Raw genomic sequence first — 18,065 nt, forward strand, 5'->3', positions numbered from 1 at the left:
CGGCACGATGGTGCCATGCAGCAGGTTGGCTCGCCGCCGTTCAAGATCGTCGTCCTCGATGACGACCCCACCGGCTCCCAGACGGTGCACAGCTGCCCGCTGCTGCTGCGCTGGGATCACGCCACCCTGCTGGAGGGTCTGCGTCACTCCTCGCCGCTGCTGTTCCTGCTGGCCAACACCCGCGCCCTCGATCCGGACGCGGCCCGCGAGCGGGTGAGCGAGATCTGCCGGGCCCTGGAGCCGGCCCTGCGCGAGGCCGGGCAATGCGGCTGGATCCGGGGCTGGCAGCTGGTGAGCCGCGGCGATTCCACCCTGCGCGGCCATTACCCGCTCGAGGTGGAGGTGCTCGCCGCCCAGCTGGGGCCCTTCGATGCCACGCTGCTGGCGCCTGCCTTCCTGGAGGGTGGCCGCTCCACCCGGGACGCGGTGCACCGCCTGGATGGCCATCCGGTGCATGAGACCCCCTTCGCCCGCGACGCTCTGTTCGGCTACTGCCACAGCGACCTGCGCGCCTGGGTGGAGGAGAAGAGCGGTGGACGGATCGAGGCCGCCTCGGTGGGCCATCTGAGCCTCCGCGATCTGGAGGAACCGCCCGAGGCCCTGCGGGCGCGGCTGGCCGGTTTCGGTGGCAACACCACCGTGGTGGTGGATGCGGAGCGACCGGAGCACCTCACCGCCCTGGCGGCGGCCATCCGGGAGTTGTCCTTCGCGCCGTTGCCCGATCGTCCTCAGGCCGCCGAGGGGTGTGCGTCGCCCTCCGGGACCACTTCTTGCCCGACGGCGCCCGCGCTGGCCCCCCTGGCGCTGCCGGCGGATGCAGTTTCGACGCGGCCTGTCGTGACGATGCCGCAGCGGCGCTTCCTGATCCAGAGCGCCGCCGGGCTGGTGGGGGCGCTGGCCGCCTTGCCGCCCCAGCCGCTGGAGGCCGCCGGGCTGGCTCACCTGCGCCGCCGGGATGGGCACGGCAGGGTTCGGCCCGGCCTGGTGATCGTCGGGTCGCATGTGCCGCTTGCCGACGCGCAGCTGGAGCGACTGCTGGCGGATCCCCGCTGCCGGGGCCTCGAGCTGCCGGTGGACCGGCTGCAGCGGGTGCTTGAGGGGCCCCTGCCCGACCGGTTGCTGGCTTCGCTGGAGGCGGACTGGCGCGGTCGGCTGGAGGCGGTGCTCGCCGCTGGTCTCACGCCGGTGCTGTACACCAGCCGGGGCGAGCGGCAATGCCGTCATGCCGCCGAGCGTCGCGCCCTCGGTCTCGCCCTGGCCGGCCTGATGGCACGGCTTGCCGCCGCCCTGGCACCGCAGCTGGGCTATCTGATCAGCAAGGGAGGCATCACCACCCACACGTTGCTGGCCGATGGTCTCGGCCTCGCCTCGGTGCTGCTGCAGGGTCAGCTGCTGCCGGGGCTGTCGCTGGTGCTCGCGGGGCCTGACGCCCTGCCCGTGCTCACCTTCCCCGGCAACCTCGGGGATGCCGGCACCCTTCATGAGGCCTGGCGCTGGATGGAGGATGGGAGTTCCGCCTGAAGCCCCTGCCGTGACGTTCGCTCAGGTGAGCCTGCTGGTGGCGATCCTGGCGGAGGTGGTGGCCACCACCGCCCTCAAGGCCTCGGAGGGGTTCACCCGGCCGTGGCCTGCGCTGCTGGTTGTGGTCGGCTATGGCGTCTCCTTCTACAGCCTGTCGCTGACCATGCGCAGCATCCCTCTGGGATTGGTGTATGCGATCTGGTCGGGCCTGGGGCTGCTGCTGATCACCCTGGCGGGTTGGCTGCTCTGGGGCCAGCGGCTCGATCCGCCCGCGCTGGTGGGCATGGGCCTGATCGTTGCCGGGGTGATCGTGATCAATCTCAGCGGCCAGGCGCACTGAGGCGGCCCGAGCCGGGGCGCACCCCGCCCTAGCCCCCCCGGGCACTGCGCACCAGCAGCTGCACCGGATGCATCACCGGCAGGGGCGTGGCGCTCTCCTCCAGGTGCCGGCGGATCTGCAGGCTGCAGCCGATGTTGGCGCTGACGGCGATGGCGGCGCCGGTGTTCGTCAGGTCGGCGGCCTTGAGGCGCCCCAGCTCCGCCGCCTCCTCGGGCTGCACCAGGTTGTAGATGCCGGCGCTGCCGCAGCACACCCCCGCCTCCATCGCCTCCACCAGGCGCACGTGCGGGATCCGCCGCAGCAGCTCGCGTGGCTGGCGGCTGATGCCCTGGCCGTGCAGCATGTGGCAGGCGTCGTGATAAGCGAGCACCAGCGGGCGCTCGGCCGTGGCCGGCTCGCCATCGGCGTGGCGCAGCGGTTGCAGCGAGGCCCGGAACGCCTCCGACAGGCCCACGCGCGCCAGGTACTCCTGGATGTCGGCGACACTGGCGGCGAAGCGGTCTGCGGTTGCGGCGATCGCTCCTTGCGCTTCCATGGCGCTGCCCTGGTCGGCTGATGCGGAACGCGCCGTGATCCTCTGCTCCAGCAGGTGCCCATAGGCCTTGAGGGTGTGGCCGCAGCCGGAGGCCGCCACCAGCACCGCCTCAAGCGGTTCGGCGCCCGCCGCTTTGCCGGGGCCCACCACCGCCTCGAAGCTCGCCATCAGGTCGGCCGCCAGCTGCCGCGTCTGCTCCAGCTCGCCCTGGTGATGGGTGACGGCCCCGCAGCAGCCCTGGCTCGGAGGGATCACCACCTCGATGCCGTTGGCGCTGAGCAGCTCGATCGCGGCGGCATTCACGGCCGGATCGAACAGGCGCTGCACGCAGCCCAGCACCAGGCCCACCCGATGCCGCCGCTCCCCCTGGGCCGGCACCACCACCGGCCAGGGATCGGCGAAGGCCTCCGGCGCCAGCGGCGGCAGCAGCCGCTCCATCGCCTCGATCTGGGGGCCGAACAGGCGGGTGAGACCGCTGCGGCGTGCCAGCTCCTGCAGGGGGCCGCCGGCGTAGGCGCGTAACGGCGTCAGCAGTGCTCTCAGGCGCTGCGGATAGGGCAGCAGGGCGAAGAGCAGGCGGCGGAAGGCCCGCTGGGCGGGCGATCGCAGCTCCGGAGCGTTGAGCTTCGGGCGGGTGGCCTCGATCAGCTCGTCGTAGCGCACGCCGGAGGGGCAGGCGGTGACGCAGGCGAAGCAGCCCAGGCAGCTGTCGAAATGGCTGGCGATGGTGGCATCGAGCTGCAGTTCGCCTGCCTCGATCGCCTTGAGCGTGTGGATGCGGCCGCGCGGCGAATCCATCTCCGTGGCGAGCACCCGGTAGCTGGCGCAGGTCGGCAGGCAGAAGCCGCAGTGCACGCAGGGATCCGCGGCCTGCAGGGGGATGGCGGCGGTGGAAGGAGCGCTCATGGGGGGCAGTCTGCCGCTTTCAGGCCGGAGGGTGCCGCCTCAGACGACCCCGCAGGCGTGCCCGCAGACGGCGCCCCGCACCAATGGCCCGCCTGAGGATCGGCTCGGGGGAGGTCGCGCCGGCGACAGGGGCCATGGGGTTGCTGAGCGCCCCGTGGCCGCTCGCCGCCACCGCGGTCCCGGACTCGACCGGGGGGTGTTGCTGCTGTTGTTCCAGGGCCGCCAGCCGGGCCCGCAGCTGCTCCAGTTCGCTTTCGGTCGCCGCCAGCTGGGCCTGGCGCTCCTGCCCCTGCAGCAGAACGCCGATCACCATCAATTCCAGCAGCCGCGACCAGCGCAGCAGGGCAGCCTCCAGGGGGGCCTGCAGGGCCTGGCCATAGGTCTCTGGGTTGAAGCGATCCTCCAGCGTGCGGGCATAGGCCAGGCGTTCGAAGCTGGCCTCGGTGGAGTGTTCGCCGATGCGGCCGATGTAGCGGCCGAGCCGTTGCGGCACGGTCACGGCCAGACGTTGAAGTTGCAGCAGGGCAACGTGTTTGGCGTAGTCCTGGCTGCTGCCGAGCACGAACCCCAGGCCCTGGGCGGCATGGAGGGCCAGGATGGCGGAGTGATCGCGCTGGCTGTAACGCACCCCGCGCATTGTGGCCAGGTAGGGCTGCAGCACTGCGGCCCGCTCCTGCAGGTGAGTGCGCTTGATCGCGAAGGCCCAGAGGCTGTGGGCGAACAGGGGGCGCAGAGGCAGCTCCTGTTCCAGATCCGGCAGCAGCACGGCGGTGTGCTCGGCCACGATCCCGTGAGCCGTGACGATCGCCACCTCGGGCTGCTGCAGCCCCCAGGCCATCAGCAGCTCCAGGGCCCGCAGGTAGTCGGGGCCGGGCACATAGTCGTCTTCGAAGAACAGGGTGTAGGCGGTGCGGCTCTGGCGCAGGCTCAGCTGCTCGGCCCGGGCGAACATGCGGGCGATGCCGATGTTCGTCGCCAGACGGTGCATCCGGGCCTGCGGTAAGTACCGCCGCACCAGCCAGGCCACGGTCTCCCGTCGGTCGGGAACGCCCTGGCGTTCATCCCGGGAGCCGGCAAAGCCATCGATCCAGACGTGCACAGCCGGGCTCCCTGCACCGGTGGGCAGCAGCGAGGCAAGGGCCCGCAGCACCGCTGCGGCGTACTGGGGCCGGTTGAAGGCCAGCACATGCACCTGGTCGTAGAGCGGATCCGGCCCCATCCCTCAATCCCAGAAGCTGCCCAGCCAGGCATCCCAGCAGGGGTCCAGGTCAAAGCCGAGCCCGGCATAGGGATAGGGCGTGATCTCGCCCAGCCGCAGGCCGTCAGCGCAGAGGTAGCCATCGATGCGCAGGAATTCCTGCTGCCCCGTCAGGGTGCGGGCCAGTTCCAGGAAGCGGGGCAACGCATCCCAGCAGCGGGCCTGGAGTGATGGGTCGTGGTGGCGGCGGGGGCGTTCGATCGGCAGCAGGCGTGCCTGGCCGTCCAGGAAGCATTCAAGGGGCCAACTGGCCGGGTCGGCCGTCGGCGTGATGGAGCGTGCGAGGTGCAGGCGAATCAGCGGCGTCCGGCCCGCGAAGCAGAAAACGCTGATCTCAGGGGCGGTCGCGCCGTTGTCAAGGAGCCACTCCTCGGCGATCAGGCGCCGTTGCAGGTCCCCATAGGCCCATTCCCGATTCACCTCGGTGTAGTCCCGCTGCAGCCAGTCATTGGCCTGGGCGATCAGCTCAGCCTGCAGGGGCTGGTCGTCAGGTCCGATCCGACGGGTCCAGCCCGAGCCATGGCTGGCCTTGAGGATCCAGCGGGAGGGCAGGTCCAGCCCCCTCAGCGCCTCGGCGTCCTCGACAACCGCCAAGGTGAGCGGCTGGAAGCCCGGACCGAGCTGACTGTCGATCCAGGCCTTGCATTGCAGCTTGTCGCAATAGACCCGCAGCTGGGGATCGCGGTCGCGGATGATCCGCGCCACCACCCGTTCCGAGAACAACCGGGGCTGCTGGAGGTCAGGCTGCCGGCCCCCATGGAAGCTGGCATAGCGCTCCCGGTACCAGCGTTCCAGCTCGGCTGCGGCCGGATCAGGTCCGTCCCCTGACGATGGGAACGGCCGCGGACCTTCGACTAGCAACCTCAGCCCCCGAAGTGCCGCACCACCGCCTCGGCGAAGCCGCTGCAGCTCACCGGCTCGACGCGGGGTTCCATCAGGCGGGCCAGGTCATAGGTGACCTCCTTGTTGGCGATCGCGGCGCTGAGGCCGGCGGTGATCAGGTCGGCCGCCTCCTGCCAGCCCATGTATTCGAGCATCATCACGCCCGAGAGGATCACCGAGCCGGGGTTGATGCGATCGAGGCCGGCGTGCTTGGGGGCGGTGCCGTGGGTCGCCTCGAAGATCGCCGCGTTGTCGCCGATGTTGGCGCCGGGGGCCATGCCCAGGCCGCCCACCACGGCGGCCGCGGCATCGGAGATGTAGTCGCCGTTGAGGTTGAGGGTGGCGAGGATCGAATAGTCGGCCGGGCGCGTCTGGATCTGCTGGAAGATGCTGTCGGCGATGCGGTCATCGACCATCACCATCTGCTTCCACTGGTCGTTGCCGTGGCTGCTGCCGATGGCGTCGAGCACCCCCTGCACTTCGCCGCAGATCCCCGCCTTCTTCTCGGGGGTGAGGCTGTCGTAGCCGGGCTCGATCAGGCGGGCATTGGCCTCGATGCTCAGGCCTGGGTTCTGATCGAGGTTGTCGAGAATCCAGCTCTCGCGCTCGGTGACGCAGACGTCGCGGAATTCCGTGGTGGCCAGCTCGTAGCCCCAGTCGCGGAAGGCGCCCTCGGTGAACTTCATGATGTTGCCCTTGTGCACCAGCGTCACGTGGCGCTTGTCGCCCTCGAGGCGCAGGGCGTGCTGGATCGCCTTGCGGATGTGGCGCTGGCTGCCGTGCTTGCTCACCGGTTTGATGCCGATGCCTGCGCCGGCCGGGATCCGGCGCTTGCCCAGCTTGCCGTTGGCGGGGATCACCACCTCGTTGAGGTGCTGGATCAGTTCGAGGCACACCGGATCGCTGGCCTCCCACTCGATCCCCATGTAGATGTCCTCGGTGTTCTCGCGGTAGACGATCACGTCGAGGTCCTGGGGCCGCTTGTGGGGGCTGGGGGTGCCCTCGTAATAGCGGCAGGGACGCACGCAGCAGTACAGATCGAAGATCTGGCGCAGCGCCACGTTCAGGGAACGGATGCCGCCGCCGATCGGCGTGGTGAGGGGGCCCTTGATGGCGACGCCGTACTCCTTGATCGCGGTGAGGGTGTCCTCCGGCAGGTACTGATAGGTGCCGTACAGGTCGCAGGCCTCATCGCCCGCGTAGACCTTGAACCATTCGATGCGCCGTTCGCCGCCGTAGGCCTTGGCCACCGCCGCGTCCAGGACGCGCTGGGTGGCCGGCCAGATGTCGACGCCGGTGCCATCACCGCGGATGAACGGGATGATCGGGTCGTTCGGCACAACCGGCTGGCCGTTCTCGAAGCGGATCGCCGTGCCTGCGTTCGGGGGCGTGAGCTTCTCGTAGGTGGCCATCGGGACGGTGTCGCTGGCGGAGAGCCTATGTCTGCCCCCGGCGGCGGAAGGTTTGTGGTGATCGGCGGCCCGGCCGCGTGCCGTGCTGTGATCGCGAACAGCGTTTCGCATGAGTGTGCGATGGACGCACCCGCCAGCCCGGCGGGTCCGCGGAGGGGCGTTCCCGGCCGGGTTCACCCGGCAGGCCCCGTCCAGCCAATCCGCGCCTCAGGCCTGTCCGCGGCTGCCGATCGGGGCTGCAGATCGCGGCCGCTGCCCCCAGGATGGGTCCCATGAACGCCGCTGATCAGGCCCGGACTCTCGAACTGGCTCAGGCCATCGCCTCGGTGGTCACCCTGTTTCGCGGCCATTTCCCCGCCGCGCGGGCCAATCTCACCCCCTGGCGTGACGACCCTGAGACCCGTGCCTTCCAGGAGACGGAATCGCTGGATCTGTCCTTTCATTTCCCGGGTTGGAGCCCGCGGCTTCAGTGCCGGTCTCTGCTGGTGCAGCTGCGCCTCGACCGGCCGGCGGCCCCGGGGGATCGCCGGCCCCGGCTGCTTGGAGTGCTGATCCGCGGCCTCACCTATGAATCCGAGCGCTGGCGCCTGGCCACGGTGGGCGACTGGATGCCCTCCGGCAGCCACCTGCCCCAGGCGGAGGTGACGGAACGCCTGCGCCGGTTCTGCCGCGAGCTGTTCGCCCTGTTCGACGCCGGGGCGGAGAGCCTCCAGGAGCCCGGCGAGGAGGCGGCCTGAGCGTCGATCGCGGGTCTGTTCCCCTGCCGCTGCCGCTCCTGACCGGCGGTGGCCACCGAGCCCTCCGTGACGTCGCCGACCGGGGTGAGCGGGATCGCTGAGCGCTGCGCCCTCCATCAGGGGTTGCCGTGCTGTGTGCGTGGCGCCTCCCCGGAGGACCAGCGTTGGCGTGCGGCAGCTGCAGGGAGCTGCGCCGCGCCCTAGGACGGGGCTGTCGTCTTCGCCGTTCTCCGGTGACCAGCTTCCGCCTCGCCGCCGATGGGCCCCAGGACGACCGTCCCACCCTGGCGGCGGAGATGAGCCGGCGCGGCTGGCCCCTGTCGCTGCCGCTCACCCTGGCGGCGCTGCTGCTTGTCGGGATCGTCAGCCGCTGGCTCACCCGCGCGGAGCTGGTGCAGGCCTGGGATGCGGGCAATTTCGTGCTGGCGCTCGACGGTTTCGATCCACGCCGGCACCAGCCCCATCTGCCGGCGGTGTTCTGGTGGTTGATCAGCCTGGGGCGCTGGACCCGGCCGCTCCTGGGCGGCAACGGCGTGGCGGCCCTGGAGATGGTCAACGCCGTCGTCTCGGCGGTGGCGCTGCCCTGTGGACTGCTGCTCGGGTATCGCCTCGGCGGCTGGCGCACCGCCTGGTGGCTGGTGGCGCTGCTGTTCAGTGCCCCGGTGCTCTGGTTCTATGCCAGCCAGCCGCTCAGCTACGGCGCCGAACTCGGCTGGGTGGTGGCCCTGGGGCTGTGTGCCTGGTGCGTGTCCCTGGGCGAGGCCTGGGCGCTGGCGCCCCTGGCGTTGCTGATGGCCACCGCCGGCGGGATCCGTCCCAACACGCCGATCTTCCTGCTGCCGCTGGTGCTGCTCTGCTGCCTGCGCGGCTGCAGGCGGGGGATCGCGGCGGGTCGCCTCGCCGCGGCGGTGGCGCTGGGGGCCGGTGTGCTGGTGCTGTGGGGCCATGCCTTCCTCCAGGAGGCAGGTGGTTTCGAGCGCTTCTGGCCGCTGCTGCGCAGCTGGCAGAACGCCCACAACGAGCAGGCTGCCGGTGGCAGCCTCGCCAATGGCTGGCTGCTGCTGCGCACCGTGGCGCTGACGGCCCCGGCCGCTCTGGCCCTGGCCCTGTTCGGGATGCGCAGGCGGGTGGCAGAACCGCTCTGGGCCCGTTCCGCCGGGCCTTCGCTGGTGCGCTGGCGCGGCTGGTTCCTGCTGCTGTGGATCGCTCCGGCCGCCGCCTATTTCCTGCTGGTGCACTTCACCCGCATGGGCCACGCCACCACGCTGCTGCCGCCGGTGCTGCTGCTGCTGGCTCTGCGCCTGGCGGCGGCGGACGGTGGCGGCGCCTTGCGCTGGCCCCGCGACCTGCTGCTGGTGCTGCTGCTGCAGAGCCTGCTGTTCCTGCTGGTGCCGGGCGATCGCTTCGCCGCGTCCCTGCGCGACTACGACCGGGAGTGGGGCGCGGCCATCAGCGCCGCCCGCCGCTACGACCCGGCCACGACGCTGGTGGTGACCACCGGCCGCTCCAACCGGCGTGCCTATCGCCTGCCTTCGGTGCATCTGAACGCCTACGACCATGGCGAAGCCGATCTGGTGCTCGATCAGGAGCGCGAGACGATCGAGGTCAGGCCGCCGCTGCGCCGTGTCGTGCTGCTCGATCGTGGCCTGGCACTGGCGCCCCCGGCCCTGCCCGGCGTGCGGGTGGAGCCGCTGATCCCGGGTCGGCTGCAGCTGATCGAGGTGCCGGTGCCGCCCGGGGGGCTGGAGGTGGGGCGGCGGCGGGTGGAGCGCCTCGAGGCTGACGGGACGCCGGAGTCGGCGTCGGAACAGCCCGCGGCCGACCGCTGAAGCGGGCCATGCCGCCGGCGTAATCGTTCGCAACCTTGAGCGCTGTTGCCGCAACGGCACCCCTACGGTGGCTCCCTTGCCCGTGTCGTCCGAGGACCGATGCCTGTCGCCCTGGCTTCCCAGCTGCGTGAGGGAACCAAGAAAGCCCACACCATGGCCGAGAACACCGGCTTCGTGAGCTGCTTCCTCAAGGGGGTGGTCGACAAGGCCAGCTATCGCACCCTGGTGGCGGATCTGTGGTTCGTCTACAGCGCCATGGAGGAGGAGATCGGACGCCTGGCGGATCACCCGGTGGTCGGGCCGATCGGCTTCCCTGAACTCAACCGACGCGAGAGCCTGGAGCAGGATCTCGCCTTCTATTTCGGATCCGGCTGGCGCCAGCAGATCCAGGCCACCCCGGGAGCCCAGGAGTATGTGGCTCGCATCCGCCGGGTGGCCCAGGAATCACCCGAGCTGCTGGTGGGCCACCACTACACCCGCTACATCGGAGATCTCTCGGGCGGTCAGATCCTCAAGAACATCGCCCAGAAGGCGATGCATCTCGGCGAGCACGACGGCCTGCGCTTCTACGAATTCGACAGCATCCCCGACGAGAAGGGTTTCAAGACCAACTACCGCGCCGTCCTCGACAATCTGCCGATCGATCAGGCGATGGCCGATCGCATTGTCGAAGAAGCCAATCAGGCCTTCCACTGCAACATGAAGATGTTCCAGGAGCTGGAGGGCAACCTGATCGCGGCCATCGGCAAGGTGCTGTTCGGCTTCCTCACCCGCCGCCAGCGGACCGGCAGCACCGAGACCGTCGCCGCCTGATCGCCGGCATCGCCAGGGTCGCAAGCCCCCGGCCAGAAGTCGGCCCCCTCAGGCAGAGTCGCCGCAGCCTGCGGTCGCCGCTGAGATGAGTGCCCCGTCGTCCCGTCTGGTGCGGTTTCTGGTGCCAGGCACCACGGCGAAGTTTCGCTGCGGGGGCCTGCTGGTTGAGCTGCAGACGGCCCGACTGGTGAGCCGACTGGCTCCCGTTGAGGTGGTCACCTACCGGCAGCGCCAGAGCGACCATCCCTTCCTGGCGGATCTGCTTAAGGCGGAGCCGCCGGCGGCGCCCGGTTCGGCGGCAGCAGCCGGGCAGCCGCTCTGGATCGTCAGCTGGGGCTTCGATGTGCCCGCCCTGCTGCGGCAGCTGCGCGGCCGCCCGGTGGCCTATCACGCCCACAGCAGCGGCTACGGCTTCTCTCTGCCGCCGGGGGTGCCGGTGCTGGCGGTGAGCCGCAACACGCTCGGCTACTGGGGTGATCGGGCTCCCCGCAACCCCCTCGCCCTGGTGCCGAATGCGCTGGATCCGATCTGGATCGAGCGGGGTGCCCGGGATCTGCCGCCCCCGCCGCAGGGTGAGCGGCGGCCGATCGACGTGCTCGTGCAGCGGCGCAAGAGCAGCCGTTATGTGCTGGAGCAGCTGGTGCCGGCCCTGCGTCGGCGGGGTCTGCGGGTGGAGGTGCAGAGCGGCTGGGTGGAGGACCTGGTCGGGCTGTTCAACAGCGCCACGGTGGTGCTCTACGACTCGGCCGACTACTGGCGCTCCCAGGGCGTGAGCGAGGGATTCGGCCTGCCGCCCCTGGAGGCCCTCGCCTGTGGCTGCGTGCTGTTCAGCAGCTTCAACCATGCCCTGGCCGACACCCTCGACCCGGGCCTGCTGGGCCATCAGATCGGCTGCGGCAGCCTGGCGGCCGACCTCGAGCGGATCAGTGCAGCCGTGGCCGATCCGGGGCGCTGGCGGCCGGCGCCGGAACGTCTGCAGCGGCAGCTGGAAGGCTGCAGTGAAGCGGCCCTGCTGGAGCGCTGGCGCCTGGCTCTGGCGCTGGTCGAGGCCCACTGGCAGCGCCTGCTCACGTCCGGGGCGGTGCCCCTGCGCAGTTCCTCGACGCTGCGGCTGCGGCTGGAGCGCCTGTTGGGGCGGATGCGCGAGCGGCTCGGCACGACGCTTGAGGCACGCCTGACGGGCCGCCCGAGGCTCTGAACCCCTGAAGCCCGTGCGGCCCGCCGTCGGTCGGGTGGTGACTTTCCCGTGAGAGTCTTGACGGCTGCGATCCTGTCGGCATGGCTGCTCCCCTTGCGCTGAAGGCCCGCGTCGGTCATGTGCTTCGCGCTTCGCTGATTCCGGTGGGCCGCTGGCTGTCGAGGGAGCAGCGCCGTGAACTCACAGCCCTGGCCGCCTATGGCGGCCTCGTGCATCAGGCATTCCATGCCAGGCCCTTCCGGCCGTTCGTGTGTACCGATGTGGTGCTGGAGGAGGAATGGGTCCCGATGGGGCGGTTGCAGCCCACGGAATCACCCGCGCGCCGTGAACGGGATAACGCCGTGCATCACTACGGTCACGATGTCGTGCTGAAGCGCGCTGCCGGACTGCCTCTGGTGGGCCGTTCCTTGCCCTTCATGCTGGAGCACGGTGTCAATTTCAGCGATGTCTCCGCCTATGAGGATCCGCTCCCCTGGGTGCGCTCCTACCTCTGCATGGGGCCACACCGGGCCGAGCGCCTGAGAACCCGTTTTGAGGTGGGTGGTGTCGCTGTCGGTCCGTATATCCAGTACGCCCGTTCGCTGTTGCTGGAGCAACGTCAGCAGCAGCTCCGCCGTGAACTGGGCCGCACCCTGCTGGTGATTCCTGCCCATACGGTGGTGCATGTCGATCGTCGCTGGGAGGCCCAGGATCTGATCGCGAGGATTGAAGCCCACCGGCGTGATGATGCCTATGACAGCGTCATCTGGCAGTGCTTCTGGAAGGATGAACCTCCGTCCGGGCTACCGGCGGACTGGATCCTGGCCTGCAATGGTCATTATTCCAATCCCTGGTTCCTCGACTGTCAGCGCACGTTGCTGGAGCTCAGTGATGCTGTCGTGGCCTGTTCGCTGGGCACCCATGTGGGTTATGCACTGGCGGTCAACCGCCCCGTTCTGTTTGCCCCGCTGGAGATCGAGCAGGACGTTTCAGCGGCCTCCGCTCTCTGGCAGCACCGCTATCAGAGCGAATGGGAGGAGCGTGCACGTCTGATGGCGGCGATGGGACTGCAGCGTCACGGCCCCCCACTCCAGTCGCTGGACCCTGTTCAGGCCCGGGCGGTGCTGGAACCCTATTTCGGTTTCGACATCCACTGTTCAGCCCCGCGACTGGCCGGGATTCTGCAGGGGGAGGCCTGAATGGGGGCTTCCGACCCTGCCCGTGAGGGGCTCAGCATCGTCACCGTCGTGATGAATCGTCTGGCTCACCTGCTCGACACCGCGCCCAGGCTCAGTGAATGGTCGGTGCACCGGGAACATCTGATTCTCGACTGGAGCAGCGATCCCCCGATTTCGCGACAGTCGCTGCCGGACGACTCCCGCATCCGCCTGGTGCGCGTCGAGGGGGAGCGCCTCTGGCATCTCACCAGGGCCTACAACCTGGCGTTCCGCCTGGCCCGGGAACCGCTGATTCTCAAGCTGGATGCCGATTGCTGGATCGACGATCCCTCCTCCTCGTGGTGGCCCCGGTTGGAGGCGGGCAGCTACCAGCGCTCCGCCACGGGGGGAGGTCTGAACGGCATCGTGTTGATCCGACGTCAGGACTTTCTGGCCGTCGGGGGCTTTCACGAGGGCCTGCAGGGTTATGGGCACGATGACAAGGATCTCTATGGACGCCTCGATCGCGACCTCAACGGTGCCGCTCTGCCCGTGGAGCGCCTGCAGACCCTGGAGCATGGCGATGCGGAGCGGGTGGCCGCCCAGCGAGGTCTCAGGCGTCTCAGGCTGGGAGCGACCGGTGGGCGGACCCCTGCCGCTCGTCCCGATCACCTGGCGGCCCTGGAGGCGATCGCACGCATGGAGGAGAGCAAGGCGATCAACCGCCTGCTGGCGGAGCGTTGGCCCTGGTCCTGTGAGCAGGCCCACACCCGTTACGAGTCGGTCGGGCCGGAGCGCTGGCGGGCTCTGCCCGGCTCGGAGCCACAGGCGGAGCCAGCCCTGATGCAGCAGGCTGGGGCCCTGGGGCACCGGGTCTACCTCTCCATCCTGCTGGGTCTGCCGGAGCGCTTTCTGGATCAGCAGATCCCGCAACACGATCTTGAACGGATCCGCAGCTGGGAGCGCGTCCTGCAGCTTCAGGCGCGTCTGCGCCTGCTCCTGCTCCTTCCTCTTCTGCGCCTGGGCCTGCGGCTGCAGCGCGCACTGGAGAGGCTGAAGCGCTCGGCGGGGCGTCGGGGGCGATCGTGATGCTGGACCACCGAGGCACAAGCAGCCTTCGCGACGCAATAGCTTGTCGGAATCTTCCCAGGATGTCCCTCTGGACAACGCCCACCCAGGGACACCCTGACAGCCTATGGCGATGTTGAGATTTTTCCGGAAAAGAAGCCAAACCCTGGATCACCTGGTACGGCTGATGAGCTTTCTGCCGTCTCGCCGATACCGGGCGTTACTTGTATTGACTCCGCTTTCCGTTCTGCCGGGGGTCATCGATCTTGTCACCATTGCTGTTGTCGCCAGGCTCACGGGGGCTCTGATCGGCGTGGAGCTTCTGGATGTGTTGCCGGGGGTTCGTATTTTTGGCGGCAATCTGGTTGATCAGAGCTTCTGGTTGATCTCGATTTTCATCCTGCTTTCCTGGACGGCTTCGGGGTTGCGACTGGCTCTTCAGTATTCACAGCAAAGACTGACCGCGCTAATCTGGCGTGACCTGTCCGACCAGATTCATCATAACGTTCTCTATCAGCGCTATTCCTATCATCTGCTCCGCAGCACCGCTGGGCTCACATCTCTGATCATCGGAAACGTCAAAGCTGTATCCAACGGTGTGATCAATCCCATCCTGCGGATGACCAGCAGCATCGTTTCCGTGCTGTTGCTGTCGATCGGCATTGTTTTTGTGGGCCGCTGGCTTTCGGTGGTTCTGATTCTCATGTTGGTCGTCTCCTATCTCGGCCTCTCCATGTTCCTGACCCCCTATCTGCGGCATGCGTCCAAGCAGATGGTGCGAGAGGACGAGCGCTCGACCCACTCTTTGATGGAGTCGCTGGCATCGATCAGAGATATCCAGCTGTCCAATTCGGAGCCCTATTTCCAAAGCCACTTTGTCAAGACGGGCGAGCGTGCCCAGCGTTATTATTGGATATCGGCCATGATTCCAATCATCCCCAGGCAGCTGATCGAGCCCTTGGGAATCACGCTGATCTTTGTGTTTGGTGCCATCCCCTATCTCAATAGTGGCGATGAGGGTGCCATCCGCCGGATCATCCCGATGCTGGCGGGCCTCGCCATTGCGGCCCAGAAGCTGACGCCACCGTTGCAGGAGCTGTTCTCCTCGATCACCTTGCTGCGTGGCAGCCTGCCGAAGATCGCCAAGACCGTTGAGCTCCTTGAGCTCCCGGAGCCAAGGCTGACCCTGAATTCACCAGGAGTCCTGCGCACCGAATCTGTCTATCCGCGCCATGCCATCAGTCTCAAAGATGCGTGGTATCGCTATCCACGCTCTGAAGAATGGGTGCTGAAAGGCGTCAATCTCAACATTCCGGTCGGTGCCCGGGTTGCCCTTGTCGGAGCCACGGGCAGCGGCAAGAGCACGGTCGCCCATCTGCTGCTTGGGTTGCTGGATCCTCAGCGTGGCGCTCTGGAGCTCGATGGAATTGGGCTCGATGCGTATTCGAGGCCATCCTGGCAGGCCTGCTGTGCCCAGGTGCCCCAGCACATCCAGCTCCTGGATGACAGCATCCGGGCCAACGTTGCTTTCGGCGTCGAAGATGAGGACATCGATGATGACCGACTCTGGGATGCGCTGCAATCGGCTCAGTTGGCTGATCTTGTGGCTGAAATGCCCTATGGGCTGCTCACTCCGATCGGCGAGAACGGCATGAAGCTTTCCGGAGGTCAGCGTCAGCGTCTCGCTCTGGCGAGGGCTTTCTACAGAGAGGCGAAGTTTCTGTTGCTCGATGAGGCCACCAGCGCCTTGGATAACCGTACCGAATCATTCGTGATTGATGCGATTGAAACTGTCGGCCGCCGCTGTACCACCGTCATCATTGCCCATCGGTTGAGCACCATTGTGCGTTGTGACCGCATCTATGAATTTGGCAATGGATGCGTGAAGGCCTCGGGAACCTACGAGGAACTCAAGAATCGATCCACATCGTTTCGCGATCTGGCGTTGCTTGAATCGGCAACCCAATAGCTTTTCCGGGAGATTTGATCATCGTCAGCGAGCCGATGGCCAGGCCCATCAGTGCCTGAATCCAGCTGACCTTGCCCCAGCCGCCTTCGATCAGCAATGAAGTCAGAATGAAAAGATTCAGGCTGGCTGCGCAGAGCGTCACTTCCTGCTTGTTGCGACTGGCCATCAAGAAGCTGCGTTTCATGGCCCAGGCGGCCACCGCAAGGATGGCCAGCATGGCGAACAGTCCATTGTCCGCGGCGACCTGGGCGAAAATGTTGTGGGCGTGGCTTGACCCCTTGATCAGCCCGATGTTCTGGCAGAGGGTCTGACTGGCCCGCGTGAAGCCCATGCCATGGACCAGGCGATTATGGCCGCTGAATGGGATGGAAAAATAACAACGAAGCAGATGCAGCCTGTGCATATCGCTCACTTGATTCTGCGGATTGGCATAGATTCGCAATGCCAGCGCTGCCGCTCCGCCGGCGAGCAGGCCCAGGCCGGTCAGTTTCAGGATGAGGCGGCTCCATGGCGCTGCAAGGCTCCGCCCCAGTGGAGAGGCAATCGGCTTCAGTGCGGCCTGCAGCCATCGCCCTCCACCCGCCAGCCGATCTCGATCGGCCACAGCCAGGATGATGGCGGGACACAGCAGGCCCAGGCCAACGCCGAAACGTGACCCGGTGCTGATCACCAAGGCCAGTGGCACCAGGCTGGCCAGGGCCCAGAAGGCGCTGAGCGCGAGTCGGAGCCGGATCGGCCGCCGGCTGGTCGCCGCCTTCCACAGACAACAGAGGCTCAGGCTCAGGCAGGCGCCCATGAGGAAGGCCGTCTGGTTGATCGATAGCGTGCCTGCGTTGAAAGGATCCAGGGCGGCGGCGCCGCTGCGGAGCTGATGCGAGATCAGGCCGCCCAGGGGCAGGGCGATGGCGGCAGCAGGGAACAGCAGCTTCCAGAAGGCAACAGGGAGACGATGGGATGCGGCGAAGGCGAGGATGATCAGGATGTAGTCAAACAGGCTGATTTCCGACCATAGATAGCGTTCATCCCCCTGCAGATAGATGCGTGTCGACAGCAATAGCAGGGTGAGATACAGATAGCGCATCGGCTCCTGTCCGGCGTGATTGAGCAGCAGCAGGGCCAGGCCGATCAGCAGAGGAGTCATCTCATACTGGTGCGGCAGCACCGAGTCGAGCAGACACAGCACACCGCTGCAGACGATCAGCACAGCTGCGCTGACATCGATCCAGCCGCGCGGTGCCTCTGAGCCGGGTGGACGGACTGTCATCGATCCTCGAGCCGGAGGCTGATGAAGCCCAGCTGCAGGCCCAGCAGCACCTGCAGCAGGCTGGATTGGGCCCAGCCGCCATGGATCTGAACGTCCAGCAGGCTGAACAGGGCGCCGCTCAGGCCCGCGCTGATCACGGGACTGGGCAGACGACAGATCAACCGGCCGCCGTGAAGCACAGCCGCCACGATCAGGGCACCGATCCCGGCAAGGGCGAGCATGCCGTTGTCCGCTGCGATCTGGGCCAGGAGATTGTTGGCCTGGATCTGCTGGGCTCCGGGCACGATCTCCTGACAGAGCCAGCCGCTGGAATTGGTGAAGCCGACCCCCAGGGCGAAGCGCTCCCAGAGACTGAAGGGTGCCGCCAGAAAGCAGCGCAGCAGCGACACCCGCTCGGCCATGCCTGCCGTGGCCTGCGGGCTCAGCACCGAGGGGCTGGCCAGCAGCGTCCCCGCTGTTGCGGCCCCGAGCGTCAGAACCGCCAGGAGGGCGGCGCGCAGGCGCCGCACACTGACTGCGCCCGCGGCCTGGCACCAGGGGATCAGCTGCACCGTCAGGACGGCGACCACCGCGAGCGTCAGCACCCAGGGCCCGCCGCTGGCCAGGCACAGGGCGGCACTGATCAGACTGAGCAGGCCCCAGCCCAGACCCTGCAGGCCGGGATGGTCCCTGCGGCAGATCGCGATCACCCGGGGCAGTGCCAGCGACAGGCTGAGGCCGAAGAGCATCGCGCTCTGCGCGGCCGTGAGGCTGCCGGCTGCCAGCGGACCGCTGTTGCCGTTCAGCGCGTTCAGCACCCAGGCGATCACGCCCGTCAGCGGGATCAGGGTGGCGAACAAGGTCTGAAACCGATCCCAGAAGCGCACTCCGGCCCGGAAGCCGGCGGCAGCCGCGACCAGCACCAACAAGGCATCGCTCAGGGTGATCTCCTGCGGCAGGTAGCGATCCCCCTCCCCCAGGGTCATCCGCAGGGTGAGCAGCAGCAGCACCAGCCATCCCGTCACCAGCGGCTGCTCGCCCAGCCTGCTGATCAGCAGCAGCAGCACCCCTCCGATCAGGGGAGCCATGCCCAGGCTTTCAGCGGCCACCATCCCCAGCAGCACGGTGATGGCGTTGAGCAGGATCAGACCGATCGCCAGCCTTGCACTGAGCTCGCGCCAGCCGTTCCGCATGGAAGCGTTCATCGGCTCTCTCCCC

The 18,065-nt window shown here is 68.0% G+C and carries 15 protein-coding genes; 9 read left to right on the forward strand and 6 right to left on the reverse strand.

Annotation, left to right across the window (positions count from 1 at the left end):
* Positions 1–15 precede the first annotated feature (15 nt).
* The gene (locus tag H8F25_RS13410) at positions 16–1,521 is read left to right on the forward strand and encodes a four-carbon acid sugar kinase family protein (RefSeq protein ID WP_197210838.1); all 1,506 of its coding nucleotides are present in this window, start codon (positions 16–18) and stop codon (positions 1,519–1,521) included.
* A gap of 25 nt (positions 1,522–1,546) precedes the next feature.
* Positions 1,547–1,861, forward strand: a complete 315-nt coding sequence (locus H8F25_RS13415) for a multidrug efflux SMR transporter (RefSeq protein WP_370525893.1) — start codon at positions 1,547–1,549, stop codon at positions 1,859–1,861.
* Positions 1,862–1,889: 28 nt separating this feature from the next.
* Here H8F25_RS13415 and H8F25_RS13420 read toward each other — a convergent pair whose 3' ends face one another.
* From H8F25_RS13420 to H8F25_RS13435, 4 genes are all read right to left on the reverse strand, one after another.
* On the reverse strand, positions 1,890–3,302 hold the full coding sequence (locus tag H8F25_RS13420) for a (Fe-S)-binding protein (RefSeq protein WP_197210840.1): 1,413 nt from the start codon (positions 3,300–3,302) through the stop codon (positions 1,890–1,892).
* A gap of 19 nt (positions 3,303–3,321) precedes the next feature.
* A complete protein-coding gene (locus H8F25_RS13425; protein ID WP_197210841.1) occupies positions 3,322–4,521 on the reverse strand; it encodes a hypothetical protein in 1,200 nt (399 codons plus the stop codon).
* A 3-nt stretch (positions 4,522–4,524) separates the two neighbouring features.
* Positions 4,525–5,283, reverse strand: a complete 759-nt coding sequence (locus tag H8F25_RS13430) for an ATP-grasp fold amidoligase family protein (protein WP_231596847.1) — start codon at positions 5,281–5,283, stop codon at positions 4,525–4,527.
* Between the two features lie 140 nt (positions 5,284–5,423).
* Positions 5,424–6,854 (reverse strand): NADP-dependent isocitrate dehydrogenase, encoded by a 1,431-nt coding sequence (locus tag H8F25_RS13435; RefSeq protein WP_197210843.1) that lies wholly within the window; start codon positions 6,852–6,854, stop codon positions 5,424–5,426.
* Between the two features lie 272 nt (positions 6,855–7,126).
* Here H8F25_RS13435 and H8F25_RS13440 point away from each other — a divergent pair, with 272 nt between their 5' ends.
* The 7 genes from H8F25_RS13440 to H8F25_RS13470 all read left to right on the forward strand — a co-directional run bounded on the left by H8F25_RS13440 (position 7,127) and on the right by H8F25_RS13470 (position 15,604).
* A complete protein-coding gene (locus H8F25_RS13440) occupies positions 7,127–7,591 on the forward strand; it encodes a hypothetical protein (protein ID WP_197210844.1) in 465 nt (154 codons plus the stop codon).
* Between the two features lie 233 nt (positions 7,592–7,824).
* A complete protein-coding gene (locus tag H8F25_RS13445; protein ID WP_197210845.1) occupies positions 7,825–9,420 on the forward strand; it encodes a hypothetical protein in 1,596 nt (531 codons plus the stop codon).
* 99 nt (positions 9,421–9,519) lie between these two features.
* Complete coding sequence (locus tag H8F25_RS13450) at positions 9,520–10,233, forward strand: heme oxygenase (biliverdin-producing) (RefSeq protein WP_197210846.1); 714 nt, start codon at positions 9,520–9,522, stop codon at positions 10,231–10,233.
* Between the two features lie 85 nt (positions 10,234–10,318).
* Entirely contained in the window at positions 10,319–11,431 is a 1,113-nt protein-coding gene (locus H8F25_RS13455) for a glycosyltransferase (protein ID WP_197210847.1), read from the forward strand.
* 80 nt (positions 11,432–11,511) lie between these two features.
* Positions 11,512–12,609, forward strand: coding sequence for a hypothetical protein (locus H8F25_RS13460; RefSeq protein ID WP_197210848.1), 1,098 nt, complete (start codon positions 11,512–11,514; stop codon positions 12,607–12,609).
* A complete protein-coding gene (locus H8F25_RS13465; RefSeq protein WP_197210849.1) occupies positions 12,610–13,656 on the forward strand; it encodes a glycosyltransferase family 2 protein in 1,047 nt (348 codons plus the stop codon). It begins immediately after the preceding gene.
* Between the two features lie 166 nt (positions 13,657–13,822).
* A complete protein-coding gene (locus H8F25_RS13470; RefSeq protein WP_231596848.1) occupies positions 13,823–15,604 on the forward strand; it encodes an ABC transporter ATP-binding protein in 1,782 nt (593 codons plus the stop codon).
* Here H8F25_RS13470 and H8F25_RS13475 read toward each other — a convergent pair.
* Together H8F25_RS13475 and H8F25_RS13480 are read right to left on the reverse strand one after the other, a co-directional pair.
* Positions 15,546–16,787 (reverse strand): hypothetical protein, encoded by a 1,242-nt coding sequence (locus H8F25_RS13475; protein WP_231596849.1) that lies wholly within the window; start codon positions 16,785–16,787, stop codon positions 15,546–15,548. The genes H8F25_RS13470 and H8F25_RS13475 overlap by 59 nt on opposite strands.
* 77 nt (positions 16,788–16,864) lie before the next feature.
* Positions 16,865–18,052 carry a hypothetical protein gene (locus H8F25_RS13480; RefSeq protein WP_197210852.1) on the reverse strand — a complete coding sequence of 396 codons (1,188 nt, stop codon included), beginning with the start codon at positions 18,050–18,052 and terminating at the stop codon, positions 16,865–16,867.
* Positions 18,053–18,065: the final 13 nt, after the last annotated feature.

Source organism: Synechococcus sp. CBW1004, assembly GCF_015840715.1.
Classification (GTDB): Bacteria; Cyanobacteriota; Cyanobacteriia; order PCC-6307; family Cyanobiaceae; genus Cyanobium.